This window comes from Pectobacterium sp. CFBP8739, assembly GCF_013449375.1.
GTDB lineage: Bacteria > Pseudomonadota > Gammaproteobacteria > Enterobacterales > Enterobacteriaceae > Pectobacterium.
In genome coordinates, this window is sequence record NZ_JACDRR010000029.1 from 1 (window position 1) to 12,894 (window position 12,894).

General features: G+C 54.3%; 11 protein-coding genes. 3 read left to right on the top strand and 8 right to left on the bottom strand.

Annotation, left to right across the window (positions count from 1 at the left end):
• Positions 1–96 precede the first annotated feature (96 nt).
• Positions 97–1,473: a GntP family permease gene (locus H0247_RS17930; RefSeq protein WP_180743765.1), complete on the bottom strand. Its 1,377-nt coding sequence runs from the start codon at positions 1,471–1,473 to the stop codon at positions 97–99.
• A gap of 158 nt (positions 1,474–1,631) precedes the next feature.
• Here H0247_RS17930 and H0247_RS17935 point away from each other — a divergent pair, with 158 nt between their 5' ends.
• Entirely contained in the window at positions 1,632–2,144 is a 513-nt protein-coding gene (locus H0247_RS17935) for a gluconokinase (RefSeq protein ID WP_180743766.1), read from the top strand.
• Between the two features lie 9 nt (positions 2,145–2,153).
• Here the strand turns inward: H0247_RS17935 and gntR are convergent, their stop codons facing one another.
• The 5 genes from gntR to glpA form a co-directional block, all read right to left on the bottom strand.
• Complete coding sequence (gene gntR, locus H0247_RS17940) at positions 2,154–3,149, bottom strand: gluconate operon transcriptional repressor GntR (protein WP_180743767.1); 996 nt, start codon at positions 3,147–3,149, stop codon at positions 2,154–2,156.
• A gap of 163 nt (positions 3,150–3,312) precedes the next feature.
• Entirely contained in the window at positions 3,313–4,008 is a 696-nt protein-coding gene (locus tag H0247_RS17945; protein WP_180743768.1) for a pirin family protein, read from the bottom strand.
• Between the two features lie 364 nt (positions 4,009–4,372).
• A complete protein-coding gene (glpC, locus tag H0247_RS17950) occupies positions 4,373–5,584 on the bottom strand; it encodes an anaerobic glycerol-3-phosphate dehydrogenase subunit GlpC (protein ID WP_180743769.1) in 1,212 nt (403 codons plus the stop codon).
• A complete protein-coding gene (glpB, locus tag H0247_RS17955) occupies positions 5,581–6,843 on the bottom strand; it encodes a glycerol-3-phosphate dehydrogenase subunit GlpB (RefSeq protein WP_180743770.1) in 1,263 nt (420 codons plus the stop codon). Before glpB ends, glpC begins: the two co-directional genes overlap by 4 nt.
• Entirely contained in the window at positions 6,833–8,500 is a 1,668-nt protein-coding gene (glpA, locus tag H0247_RS17960) for an anaerobic glycerol-3-phosphate dehydrogenase subunit A (protein WP_180743771.1), read from the bottom strand. The genes glpB and glpA overlap by 11 nt, the downstream gene beginning before the upstream one ends.
• Positions 8,501–8,814: 314 nt before the next feature.
• Here glpA and glpT point away from each other — a divergent pair, with 314 nt between their 5' ends.
• Positions 8,815–10,164 (top strand): glycerol-3-phosphate transporter, encoded by a 1,350-nt coding sequence (glpT, locus tag H0247_RS17965; RefSeq protein ID WP_180743772.1) that lies wholly within the window; start codon positions 8,815–8,817, stop codon positions 10,162–10,164.
• 86 nt (positions 10,165–10,250) lie between these two features.
• Here the strand turns inward: glpT and yigL are convergent, their stop codons facing one another.
• Together yigL and pldB are read right to left on the bottom strand one after the other, a co-directional pair.
• Entirely contained in the window at positions 10,251–11,051 is an 801-nt protein-coding gene (gene yigL / locus H0247_RS17970; RefSeq protein ID WP_180743773.1) for a sugar/pyridoxal phosphate phosphatase YigL, read from the bottom strand.
• 51 nt (positions 11,052–11,102) lie between these two features.
• Positions 11,103–12,140 (bottom strand): lysophospholipase L2, encoded by a 1,038-nt coding sequence (gene pldB / locus H0247_RS17975; protein ID WP_180743774.1) that lies wholly within the window; start codon positions 12,138–12,140, stop codon positions 11,103–11,105.
• A 131-nt stretch (positions 12,141–12,271) separates the two neighbouring features.
• Here pldB and rhtB point away from each other — a divergent pair, with 131 nt between their 5' ends.
• Positions 12,272–12,892 carry a homoserine/homoserine lactone efflux protein gene (gene rhtB / locus H0247_RS17980; RefSeq protein WP_180743775.1) on the top strand — a complete coding sequence of 207 codons (621 nt, stop codon included), beginning with the start codon at positions 12,272–12,274 and terminating at the stop codon, positions 12,890–12,892.
• The last annotated feature ends 2 nt before the right edge of the window (positions 12,893–12,894 follow it).

Sequence of the window (12,894 nt, forward strand, 5' to 3'; positions counted from 1 at the left end):
CTAGTTCAAGATACAAGGGATGTATTGACAGCGTCTTTACGATCTATCCATTATCACCGCGCGTCAGGCTTGCTTAACGCCCTCCGCGCAGGAGCGTTAGAGAAGAATACTGCCTATCGCCGCCAGCAGGAACGCGATGGTGCCGAGCAGCGTTTCCATCACAGTCCACGTTTTCAACGTCGTTTTCTCATCCATTTCGAGGAAACGACTGACCAGCCAGAAGCCCGAATCATTCACATGGGACAACACCGTCGCCCCGCCCGCAATCGCCACTACGATAAAGCACAGGTCAAACTGGCTTAATCCTGTAGTCGCCGCCACTGTGGGTGCCATTAGCGCCGCTGTGGTCGTCAGTGCCACCGTTGCAGAACCCTGCGCCACACGCAGTGCCATCGATACCACAAATGCAGCAACGATAACAGGCAAGCCTGTATCTGCCAGTGCACCGGATAGCGCGTTACCAATTCCGCTGGCACGCAGAACGCCACCGAACATGCCACCTGCACCCGTTACCAAAATAATGGCGCAAATCGGACCTAACGCACCGTCACAAATCTTTTCAAGATGCGCTCCGCTCTTACGACCGCTAAAGACCATCAGCGCGAAAAATACCGTAATCAATAGCGCGACCGGCGTTTTACCCAACATGCGTAAGAACTGCACCACGCCGTTATCACCGCTCACTATTCCCATCACCGTTAGCGTATTGAGCCCGGTATCGAGAAAAATCAGCACTAATGGCAGCAGCAGAATACTCAACACCACGGAAAAGCGAGGTGGTTTAATGGTCGTATCCGTTTCAACCGCAGACAAGAAGCTTGCAGGCAGTTTGATGTCGAATTTTTTACCTGCGTACAACCCATAGAGGTAGCCGCCGAAATACCAAGTCGGTAGCGCGATGATGCCCCCGATAATCACCAGCAGCCCGATGTTGGCACCTAACAATTCGCTAGCAGCAACCGGTCCGGGATGTGGGGGAACCAGCGCATGCATAGCGGCAAACGCGCCCGCCGCAGGAAACGCATATTTTAGCGTCGAGCCGCCGAAGCGCTTTGCCACGCTGAAAATAATCGGCAGCATCACCACCAGACCCGCATCAAAAAAGATCGGGAAGCCGAACAGCAGAGAAGCAACCCCTAACGCAAAAGGTGCTCGATGTTCGCCAAATTTATTGATTAGCGTATCCGCCAGCACATTCGCGCCGCCGGTCACTTCTAACAGGCGGCCAATCATTGCCCCTAGTCCAACCAGCAGGGCAACGGATGCCAGCGTACTACCGAAACCACTCAGCAGCGTCGGCACAATCTTTTCGTAAGGTGTTTTTGTTACTAATGCTGTTACCAGACTGACGAAAGTCAGCGCCAGGAACGCATGGATTTTAAAGCGCATAATCAGCACCAGTAACAGTGCGACTGCACCAGCGGCAATGATCAACAGCACACTGGCGCTATAGGCGGAGGTGATTTCTGTCATCGTTAATAATCTCTTTAGGGCACTCAGTCTGGGTTGGCTAATTGTTTGTGAGATGCATCACATCATCATTTGATACCGGTAACATGATACGGGTAACATGTTAAAGTATGGAACCATTAAGTATCATTTAATTTACAGTTTGAGATAGAGATCAAATTATGTCAGGTCGAAGCATTATTCTGATGGGCGTATCAGGCAGTGGAAAATCCTCAGTTGGCGCTGAACTTGGCCGCGCCATTCAGGCAAAATTTATTGACGGCGACGATCTGCATCCACGCGCGAATATCCAGAAGATGGCCAGCGGTACGCCATTGAATGACGACGATCGCGCACCGTGGCTGGAGCGCCTTAGCGATGTCGCCTATAGCCTGGCACACAAAAACGAGACGGGCATCATCGTCTGTTCCGCGCTGAAAAAGCGTTACCGTGACCGCCTGCGCGAAGGGAACGAAAAGATGGTGTTTATCTATTTGAAAGGCAGCTTTGAGCTGATTCTGGAGCGCCACAAAGCCAGAGCAGGCCACTTCATGCCGACGGAACTGCTGAAAAGCCAGTTCGATGCGCTGGAAGAACCGGGCAGCGATGAACCGGATGTCCTGAAGGTCGATATTGACGGCACCCGAGAAGACGTCGTGCAACGCTGCGTTGCAGCATTGCGTGCGGCAGGCTAACGCAGCGGCTTAGAGGCTTTCGCCGTCCAGCACGGTAAAACCGACATCGACCATCCCCTGCGTAACTGGCTCGCCCCGCAGACGAGCCAGCAGTTGTTCGGTGCCGACGCGTCCCATGTGTTCACGCGGTGTCAGTACGCTAGCCAGCTTCGGCACCATCGCCTGACCAATGTCATGCCCGTGAAAACCCGCTACGCCAATGTCATCCGGCACACGCAGCCCCTGCCGCTGACATTCAAACATCGCACCGACGGCTAAGTCGTCATTGGTGCAAAATACGCTATCGACCTGCGGGTATTCCGCCTGCGTCTGCCGCAGCAGTTCGCCACCGAGTGAATAGGAAGAGGCTCGCTCGCTCATCACGCAATAGCTCTTGAGCCCGCTTTCCCACATCGCTTGTTCATAGCCTCGACAGCGCATGATCGTACGCTCATCCTGACGCGCACCGAGATAGACGATATGACGATGCCCCAGCGCGACCATACGCAGTGTCATCTGGCGGGCGGCTTCAACGTTATCAAACCCGACGGCCATATCCAGACAGGGCGAAACGGAATCCATCAGCTCAACGACCGGAATGCCAGCAACGTCCAGCATCTGGCGCGTTCGCGGCGTGTGGGTACGTTCAGCCAAAATAAGCCCATCGATGTGATACGACAGCAGTGACGTCAGACGCTGTTCTTCTCTGTCAGGATGATAGCCATAGTGCGCCAGCATGGTCTGGTAGCCGTGCGCTTCCGCCGTGCGTTCAATACCGCGCAATACCTCAGCGAAAACCTGATTGGTTAATGACGGCAGCAGCACCCCAATCGCCCGACTGGTGGAGCTGGCGAGCATATTCGGCGCGAGATTGGGAATATAGCCCAGCTCATCCAATGCAATAGCGATCTTTTCCTGCAACGCGGCTGACACCTGCGCAGGGTTACGCAAATAGCGGCTTACCGTCATTTTGGTAATCCCAACGCGGTCAGCAACGTCCTGGAGAACGGGTCTTTTTTTCTTCATCGTCGACTAAAATGCCTGAAAAACAGTAATCTAAGTCTAACAAAAAAAGCGTCAGGAAAGTAAAGGCTGAGGGGCAGAATCTGCATGATAACGTGAGGTTTTTAAGAAAGTAAAAAGCCCGCGTTTTTCCTACGCGGGCTTTTCCGTTATGACTTAGCCATCCTTATACCGGAGGCAAATCAAACAGCAGGATTTCGCTGTCCTCGCTGGCATGAACAGAGATCGCCGTTTCGTCCCACACTGCGAATGCATCGCTGGTTTCTGCTTTCTGACCATTAATTTCTACCGTACCACGCACCACCTGAATCCAGACACGGCGGTCAGCCTGAATCTGATACACCGATTGCTCCTGCGCTTTCAGCGCCCAGCGCCACAGCGTCATGTCCTGAAAGACTTTCAGCGAACCTTCACGCGCATCGGGGGACAGCACCAGCTGACGCCCTTGCTGCACATCAAAGCGCTTCTGCTCGTAGCGCGGCGTCAGACCTGTTTTTTCTGGGATAATCCAGATTTGGTACAGATGCAGCGGTTCGTCCTTGCTGGCATTGTATTCAGAGTGGCGAATGCCCGTGCCCGCACTCATAATCTGGAATTCACCCGCTGGCACTTGCTCTTTATTTCCCATGCTGTCCTGATGCTCAACGGCACCGGATAACACATAGGTCAGAATTTCCATATCTTTGTGCGGATGTGTGCCAAAGCCCTGCCCGCCTTCGATAACGTCTTCATTAATGACGCGCAGTGCCGAAAATCCCATGAAATCAGGATCGTAATAATCGGCAAAGGAGAACGTGTGCCAACTGTCGAGCCAGCCGTGATTCGCATGTCCGCGATCTTGCGCTTGACGTAAATAGATCATGTTATTTCCTCCCGCATTTTTGATAAGGAAAGTGTAACGGGCGGTGGCAAATAAGATAGCGCAAAAAACTCACCGCTCTGTTCGAAAAATCAGAAGGGAATAGCTAGGCGTGTTCGACAGACAAAAAAAAGCCAGCACCCGAGCTGGCTAAATAATACTGGAAGCAATGTGAGCAATGTCGTGCCTTCACAGGGAAGCCGAATCGTCATGAACACCATCGGTAGTTAACACAGGCACATGACATCGTTCCCCAGAACGCACAGCAATAATAATCATTATCATTCGCACCTGTAAAGCTCTTTTTGAGATAAATTCTTATTCTCAATAAGAGTGGGGAATTGTCCGTTTTGCTCCCTGCCACCTTTTACTCTGGCTGTGCTAATGACCTCGCGAGTAGCGTGATCGGGTGTTCACACCGTTTGCTGGTCGACATCTCAATCTGCCACTTACAGGTTTCGCAGTCCGTCACCACGATATCGACGCCGCTCTCCTCAATCTGCTGGAACAGCGGTGCGCCAATGCCTTGTGACGTGGCGTAATTCTCTTTCTTGAAGCCGTAGGTGCCCGCAATACCGCAGCACTGGGAATCCAGCATCACCAGTTCAAGACCGGGGATACGTTGCAGCAGCGCCAGGGTATACGCTGTCCACCCCATTCTCTCCAGATGGCAAGGGGTGTGATACGCCACCCGCAGCGGTAAGTGACGCAGCGGCAGTGTTCGCCCTTCTTCTTCCAGCAGACGATAGAGCTGGCGCGTCACCAGTTCGATGCCATCACGCACGTGGCCGTTATCCACGCCCAACAGATGCGGGTACTCATCTCGCAGCGTGAACGTACAGCTGGATGACGTCGCCACCACCGGCAGGGATTTCTGATTGATAGCCTCATCCAGCGACGTGATATTCGCGCGTGCCTGCTTTCTGGCCTTGTCGTGAAAACCATTGGCGATCAGCGGCACGCCGCAGCATTTCTCTTTATTCAGCAACTGGACGCCAATCCCCATCGCGTTAAAGACCTGAACCAGATCTTTACCCAGCTGTGGATGGTTGTAGTTCACATAGCAGCCGTGGAAATAAGCGACTTGCTCATCATAGGCCTGCTGCTTTGCCGCCTGCTGACGATACCAGCGCCGGAAGGTGCCGAACGAATATTTCGGCAACTGACGACGATGGTCGATTTTCAACGCTTTATCCAGCAATTGGCGCACCGGCTTCAGGCTGGTCGCCGTATTGACCAGCGGCGCAAACGGCGTGGCAATCGATCCCATGAAATCGGTATGGCTCAGAATGGCATCGCGCAATGTCGGCTTGTGGCTGTTGTGCGTGGCTTTCGCACGCTGAATGATGTCGCCAATTTTAACATCCGACGGGCACGCGACTTCACAGCGTTTGCAGTTAGTGCAGTATTTCAACGCGTCATCATACAGCGCCGGGTCTTTACGCCGCAGGCGTTCGCCGTCCGGTCCGGCCTGTTTCGGGCCGGGATAAAGCGGATTCACGCGCGAAACCGGGCAGTACGTGGTACAGACCGTACATTTGATGCAATCTTCAAAACTGTTATCGCTAAGCAGGCTCATGAGTTGCCCTCCGTCAAAATCTGTTCGGCAACATGAAGTGCGCTGAGCAAAGAAACGCCCGCCCCACATCCCTGTGCAATCGGATCGAAACCTTCCAGCACCGCGCCGATGGCGTACAGATTGCCGATCGTTTCACCGCCAATACGCGGGTGCAGATGCTCATCGACAATCGCACCAAACTGCATATAGGGCTGCGGCGCAAACACATCCTGCTGGCTCCAGCCCTCGCGCAGGTCAGCGAACCGCACATCCAACCCAAAGACTGGCTCGGTCACCCGATCGAACTGCGTCACCAGCCCGTTGCTGAAGAAACTGCCGCTCGCCAGCACCGCGTGCTTCGCCCGCAGCGGAATATCGCGGTGATGGTGGCTATGGACGGCAATCTCCTGCGGCGATAGCGATGCACGCACCGCGCGATCGCCCGGCATCACCATGCCACCCAGTTGGCGAAAGCGCTGCGACAGCGCCTGATGCAAACGCAACCCGAGCACTGACGGCGGTAATGTCGGCAGTAGCAATACCGGTTTACCGAGTGCATCAGTCAGTTCAGCCACGATCTCGGGGCTATCCAATCCCAGACAAGCGGGCATGATGATGGCATCGTTGCCGTTGGCCAGAAGCGACAACTCCTCCACCAGCGCAGAACGATTTTCCGGTCGCTCGAGCACGCGGGCGATATTTACCGCGCGGAATTCGCTGGGGTTTTGGCGTAATCGATCCAGAACCGGCAGTTTGAGTTCATCACTGCGCGCCGCAATTCCCTGCATCTGAAGCGTACCGGCAACAATTCGGGATTGAAAATCCAGAAAACCGTCGATACCGGCAATGAGCGGGTTATCGCCAAAACGGGAATCCGGCAGACCACGCGTGACGCCATCAACTGGGCTCAGCCAACATGAACGAAACTTACCTAACGGCGTCATGCGCCAGTGATTCTGCTGATAGCTGCCCAACAGGGAGATAGTGCTGCGCTCCAGCAATGCTTCAACCTGTGGCAACAGTGCGGCAACCGCCGCCGCTCCCATACGCGAATAAGGGTGGTGAGGAGCCTGATGCGCCAGCTCGTCTAGTGCCTCAAGCGGCTGGCTCACAGGCTGTCCATCGGGAAGATGGGAGAGTAAATCCAGCGCACCGGAAGAAAAATGCAGCGCATTCTGCCCAGCGCTGACAATCGCGCAGCGTTTTCCCTGCTCCGCTAAGCGGATACCGCAGGTCAGCCCTGCCAACCCACCACCGATAATTACAACGTCATAGCGCATGGCGATCCTCCTGACTGTCGCTGGCCGTCAGGCCGCACAAGCCCTGATAAATCCAACTGGTGAATTCGCTTTCACGCAGGGCATTGCCCCAGGCAATCGGCCGAATGCCTTTCCAGCGTTCGTTCAAAAACTGGCTGAGCTGCGTGAGCGACTGCTCCGGCGTCGCGGTGCCCAGACGGCACAACAGACCTGCCGCACGACAGGCGCACAGTTCCCCCTGACAGGTGCCCATGCCAACGCGAGTACGCCGACGCAGGTCAATCAGGTTATTCACCTGCAATGATTCCACGGCGTAGCGCACTTCCCCCGCCGTCACGGCCTCGCATTCACACACCAGGCTGCGATCCAGACGCTCACCGGACAGCATTCTTCCGGCACGTTCACCGTGGCGATAAATCGCCGAACCGCGCAGCGGTGCCGAGAGCGGTTTTGCTGGTGGATAGGCAGACAGCGCATGGGGAACGGTTTTCACTTCATCCAGTGACTCCGATCCGGGCAGCGGCGTTTGTGCCGTCGAGCAGGCCACGTCATGACCCAGCTTTTTGCAGATGGCATCCGTCACCCATTCCGCCATCAGGCGATAGGTCATCAGCTTGCCACCAGTGATCGTGATAAACCCTTCCAGTCCGTCGCGACTGGCGTGGTCGAGCAGCACAATGCCACGACTTACGCTACGACCGCTGGGATCACTGTCGCTGGCAACCAGCGGACGGACACCAGCATAGGCACGCAGAATTCGCGTGCTTGCCAGCGACGGCGCCAGCATGGAGCCTTCCCGCATCAGCGTTTCCACCTCAGCAGGCGTCACCAGCATATTGTCGATTTGGTCGTAATCGATGTGGGTTGAGGTCGTACCGATCAGCGAAATAGTGTCACCCGGCACCAGAATGTCGGCATCCGCCGGTTTGCGGCAGCGGTTGATCACCATGTTGTTGATGCGGTGCCCAAGAATAAGCAGTGCGCCTTTTGCCGGAAACATGCGCACGCGCAGATCGGCATATTCCGCAATGTGTTGCCCCCAGATACCGCCCGCGTTGACCACCACCTGTGCATAGATTTCTGTTTCTACACCTTTTTTATGGTCGAAAACGCGCACGCCGGTAACCCGATCTCCCTTGCGAATCAGCCCGATAACCTCATGATAGGTCAGCACTTCCGCGCCGTGCTCGCAGGCATCGATCATGTTGGCCGCCGTCAGGCGAAAAGGGTCGACCGAACCATCCGGCACGCGTACCGCACCAATCAGCGCCGGATTTGCTGCCGGTTCCAGTCGTAACGCTTCCTGCGGGTCCAACGCCTGCGCGCGAATTCCCGCTTGCTGACAGGCGGTAATAAACTGTGCCTGCCAGCCGAGATCGTCTTCCGGCAACGTGATAAACAGGCCGTCGGTGGGTTCAATACAATGGCGAGCAATCCTCCGGAGAATCTGGTTTTCTTCAATACATTCGCGGGCAGACTCGCCATCGGTTACTGCATAGCGTGCCCCGCTGTGTAATAAGCCGTGATTACGCCCGGTTGCGCCGGTTGCAATGTCATAACGTTCAAGCAGCAGGCAGCGCAGTCCACGCAGGGCACAGTCCCGTGCCGTTCCTGCTCCCGTTGCACCACCGCCAATGACAACCACGTCAGTTTCACGCCAGTTCTCGTTTGTTCGCATTGTGTTCTCGCTTAAGGCGGAAAGCATGTATGTTGCTATTGGGACACAAAAAGAAGGGATAATGTTTGATAAAGAGCAAAAACGAACACTAAACGAAAATAAAGAGGTATCTAAAAACAATAAGTGTGATTCATGTCACTAAAACCACACTGTGGAATTTTCCGATTCTGTTAACATGAGCGCAAAAATCGTCACAGTTTCATAAAAGTGTAACATTAGCGTCATGAATCACACTCATTTGCACGCTATCCCCTTACAATAACGTTCGTAATAGAACAAAAAAGCTATCGTTTTTTTTCGCATTGGAGATATCTATGCTGAGTATTTTTAGGCCCGCAGCCCACCAGCCGCGCGTATCGCAGGATCGTGTCGATCCCCTCTATCGCCGTCTGCGCTGGCAGATTTTCATGGGGATCTTTTTTGGCTACGCCGCCTACTATCTGGTACGTAAAAACTTCGCACTCGCCATGCCTTACCTGATTGAGCAAGGCTTCTCGCGCGGCGACCTTGGTTTTGCGCTGTCCGGCATTTCCATTGCCTACGGTTTTTCCAAATTCATCATGGGTTCGGTATCTGACCGTTCCAACCCGCGTGTGTTCTTGCCTGCTGGTCTGATTCTGGCCGCTGCCGTTATGCTGTTCATGGGCTTCGTACCGTGGGCAACGTCCAGCATCGCGATTATGTTCGTTCTGCTGTTCCTGTGCGGATGGTTCCAGGGAATGGGATGGCCGCCGTGCGGACGCACCATGGTTCACTGGTGGTCACAGAAAGAACGTGGTGGCATCGTGTCCGTGTGGAACTGTGCTCACAACGTCGGCGGTGGTATTCCTCCACTGCTGTTCCTGCTGGGTATGGCCTGGTTCAATGACTGGAAAGCCGCGCTCTACATGCCAGCCTTCGCTGCCATTCTGGTTGCGCTGATTGCCTTTGCGCTGATGCGCGATACCCCGCAATCCTGTGGTTTGCCGCCAATCGAAGAGTACAAAAACGACTATCCGGTTGATTATAATGAGAAAGCAGAAGAAGAACTGACAGCGAAGCAGATCTTCATGCAGTACGTTTTCCCGAACAAGCTGCTGTGGTACATCGCTATCGCTAACGTCTTCGTTTACCTGCTGCGTTACGGCATCCTAGACTGGTCACCGACTTACCTGAAAGAAGTGAAACACTTCGCGCTGGATAAATCCTCCTGGGCTTACTTCCTGTACGAATACGCCGGTATTCCAGGTACGCTGTTATGCGGTTGGATGTCCGATAAGGTGTTCAAAGGCAACCGTGGTGCAACAGGCGTATTCTTTATGACGCTGGTTACCATCGCAACCATCGTCTATTGGATGAACCCAGCCGGTAACCCAGGTGTGGATATGGCCTGTATGATCGTCATCGGCTTCCTGATCTACGGCCCAGTTATGCTGATTGGTCTGCACGCGCTGGAACTGGCACCGAAGAAAGCAGCAGGGACAGCAGCGGGCTTCACTGGCCTGTTCGGCTACCTCGGTGGTTCCGTTGCCGCCAGCGCCATCGTCGGCTACACCGTTGACTTCTTCGGTTGGGATGGCGGCTTCATGGTCATGATCGGCGGCAGCATTCTGGCGGTACTTCTGCTGATTGTGGTTATGCTGAATGAGAAAAAACATAAAGCTGAGTTAGCCAACCGCGCTTAACCCGCTCTTGTAAGCATCCCTCTGGCGGCGTCATGATGACGCCGCCTTCGTTTGTACCATCAATCACCGCGTAACCTCTGCGCAGATTATTTCAGAAACAGTTCCCGCAGGTAATTCGGCACGGCGCTGTCTGCATTAGAACCAATCACTTCACGATCCGGCAGTAAATCTTTCAAGCGCTGATGCGCGTTCTGCATGACGCAGCCTTTACCCGCCATCGACAGCATTTCGTAGTCGTTCATGCCATCACCAAACGCTACGCACTCTTTGAGCGAGAAGCCGATAATCTTCGCCACCTGCTCAAGCGCATGGCCTTTCGATACGCCGCCCGCCATCACTTCCAGACACGTGAGCGTCGAAAAACTCACGTTAACGCGATCGCCCCAGCGCGCGTTGATCGCTTCTTCCAGCGGTAACAGCTGTTCATGGGAATCACAGGTAAAGAACACTTTGCTGACGCCATCGGTTTCGAGCAATACAGGTTCAAACAGCTTGTATTTAAAGATCGACTCTTTGAAGAAACGCTCTTCTTCCGCACGCGGACGGTTCATAAACCACTCGTCATCACGATAAACATGCGTCAGCATATCGGGGTTATTGTGTACGACGCTGTAAAGGTCGCGGGCGATATCCTGATCCAGATTGTGACTGAAAATCAGCTCGCCCTGCGAGTTATGCACTCGTGCGCCATTCGAGGTAATCATAAACGCGCTGATACCGAGATTATCGCGAATCTGCGCGACATCCATGTGATGCCGTCCGGTAGCAAACACAAAGTGAATCCCTTTTTCCGTCAGCAGCCTGAGGGTTTCTTTCGCATACGGGGACAGCGAGTGGTCAGGTGACAGCAGTGTGCCATCTAAATCGGAAGCAACGACATGGTACATAACGATGAGATCTCACTTCTGGTGTGTTGTAGCGGCACGCGCCGCAAAAAATTAATGATAACGCGCAAAGTGCGCCAGAATCAGCGCAAATGCCTGAGCGCGGAGGTTATCCGTTTCAAAGAGAATTTCATGCCGCGCACCGGGGATAACCTCTAAAACGCCGTTCGCATTGGCGTTACCACTCTGCGCCAGTGCCTGACAAAACGTATTCTGGCTGTGGTTATCCACCACGCGCTCCTCTCCCGCCTGTAGCAGCAGCAGCGGCGTAGTGATCATGCTGGCCTGTGCCTGCAACTGTATCCCCGCCTGTATCGCTTCACGCACCCAGTGATAAGTGGGGCCGCCGACGCGCAAATCCGGCGAGTCCGCATAAAATCGAATGCTGCGCTGGTAGCGTTCACGGCTGTGCGTCAGCACATTCATCCGATAAGGCAGCGGACGCCACTGTCCGGTGCCGATAGCGTAATAATCACGTATCGCTGGGCGACGCTCTGCCCAATCGACAATCCATCCGGCAACACAATGAGGAAGCGGCAAACGAATACCAAACATCGGTGCGCACAGCGCAACGGCATCAAACGTCTCAGGCTGGCGAATCAGCAACTGTGCCAGAATCGCGCCGCCCATTGAATGCGCTAACGCAAACCGGTGGGTATATCGTTTAGGGCCAATATGCTGCTGACACAGCGTTTCGGCATCATCAACATAATCGCTGAAGTGCACGACGTGTCCACGATGGCCGTCTTGCAGCACCCGCCCCGATCGCCCTTGCCCACGATGATCCATGATGAGCACATCATAGCCGCGATGAAAAAGGTCATACGCCACTTCGCTATATTTGACGTAGCTTTCGATGCGGCCAGAAAAGACAACGACAATTTTGTCGTGCTGTGGCGCGGTAAAACGAACAAACCGGATAGGGACGTCATCAACGCCAGAGAATTCCCCCTCTTCGCGCTGACGCCAGAAATCCAGTAATTCTCCGGTAGCAAAAGCGGCAAACTGCGCTTCTCGCGTTAACAGGTTAGAGGTTACCCCTTCAGGCGTTAACCGTTCCGACGTAAACAACGTATTGTGGCGTTGAATCATCACATCTCTCCGGTGACGCAGGAAAACGAAAGCTAGCGGAAGAACATGACAAGCAGTGGAGCACCAGCGTATTGTGACATAAAAAACAGACAGACTCTCGTAATACAGAACGCGATTCAGGGGTATGCTTCATGACATTGGATTGGTGGTTAACCTATTTACTCACAACGCTCATTCTCAGCCTGTCGCCCGGTTCTGGTGCCATCAACACCATGAGCACCGGAATTAGCCACGGCTATCGCGGCGCAGCGGCCTCGATCTGTGGTTTACAGGTCGGGCTGGCGATTCATATTGTGCTGGTCGGCATCGGGCTAGGTGCGCTGCTTAACCAGTCCGTACTGGCTTTCGATATGCTGAAATGGCTGGGCGCAGCGTATCTGATTTGGCTGGGGATTCAGCAATGGCGTACAGCTGGCGCACTGGATCTTCAGGCGATTGCCAGCGCGATGCCGCGCCGTAGACTCTTTAAACGCGCGGTGCTGGTGAATCTAACCAACCCAAAAAGCATTGTGTTTCTGGCAGCGCTGTTCCCGCAGTTCATTATCCCCCACCAGCCGCAGGCCGCACAGTATCTGGTATTGGGCGTCACCACCGTGATAGTCGATATTATCGTGATGATTGGCTACGCCACGCTGGCCACGCGTATCGCCGGCTGGCTGAAAGGTCCACGGCAGATGAAGATGCTTAACCGGATATTCGGCTCACTGTTTGTGTTGGTCGGCGCGTTACTCGCTACGGCGAGAAAGGCCTGATG

Bases quoted from the DNA above. Each gene is read 5' to 3' on its own strand.
- glpC (WP_180743769.1), bottom strand. From the start codon at position 5,584: ATGAGCCTGCTTAGCGATAACAGTTTTGAAGATTGCATCAAATGTACG.
- rhtB (WP_180743775.1), top strand. From the start codon at position 12,272: ATGACATTGGATTGGTGGTTAACCTATTTACTCACAACGCTCATTCTC.
- yigL (WP_180743773.1), bottom strand. From the start codon at position 11,051: ATGTACCATGTCGTTGCTTCCGATTTAGATGGCACACTGCTGTCACCT.
- H0247_RS17930 (WP_180743765.1), bottom strand. From the start codon at position 1,473: ATGACAGAAATCACCTCCGCCTATAGCGCCAGTGTGCTGTTGATCATT.
- glpT (WP_180743772.1), top strand. From the start codon at position 8,815: ATGCTGAGTATTTTTAGGCCCGCAGCCCACCAGCCGCGCGTATCGCAG.
- pldB (WP_180743774.1), bottom strand. From the start codon at position 12,140: ATGATTCAACGCCACAATACGTTGTTTACGTCGGAACGGTTAACGCCT.
- glpA (WP_180743771.1), bottom strand. From the start codon at position 8,500: ATGCGAACAAACGAGAACTGGCGTGAAACTGACGTGGTTGTCATTGGC.
- H0247_RS17935 (WP_180743766.1), top strand. From the start codon at position 1,632: ATGTCAGGTCGAAGCATTATTCTGATGGGCGTATCAGGCAGTGGAAAA.
- H0247_RS17945 (WP_180743768.1), bottom strand. From the start codon at position 4,008: ATGATCTATTTACGTCAAGCGCAAGATCGCGGACATGCGAATCACGGC.
- glpB (WP_180743770.1), bottom strand. From the start codon at position 6,843: ATGCGCTATGACGTTGTAATTATCGGTGGTGGGTTGGCAGGGCTGACC.
- gntR (WP_180743767.1), bottom strand. From the start codon at position 3,149: ATGAAGAAAAAAAGACCCGTTCTCCAGGACGTTGCTGACCGCGTTGGG.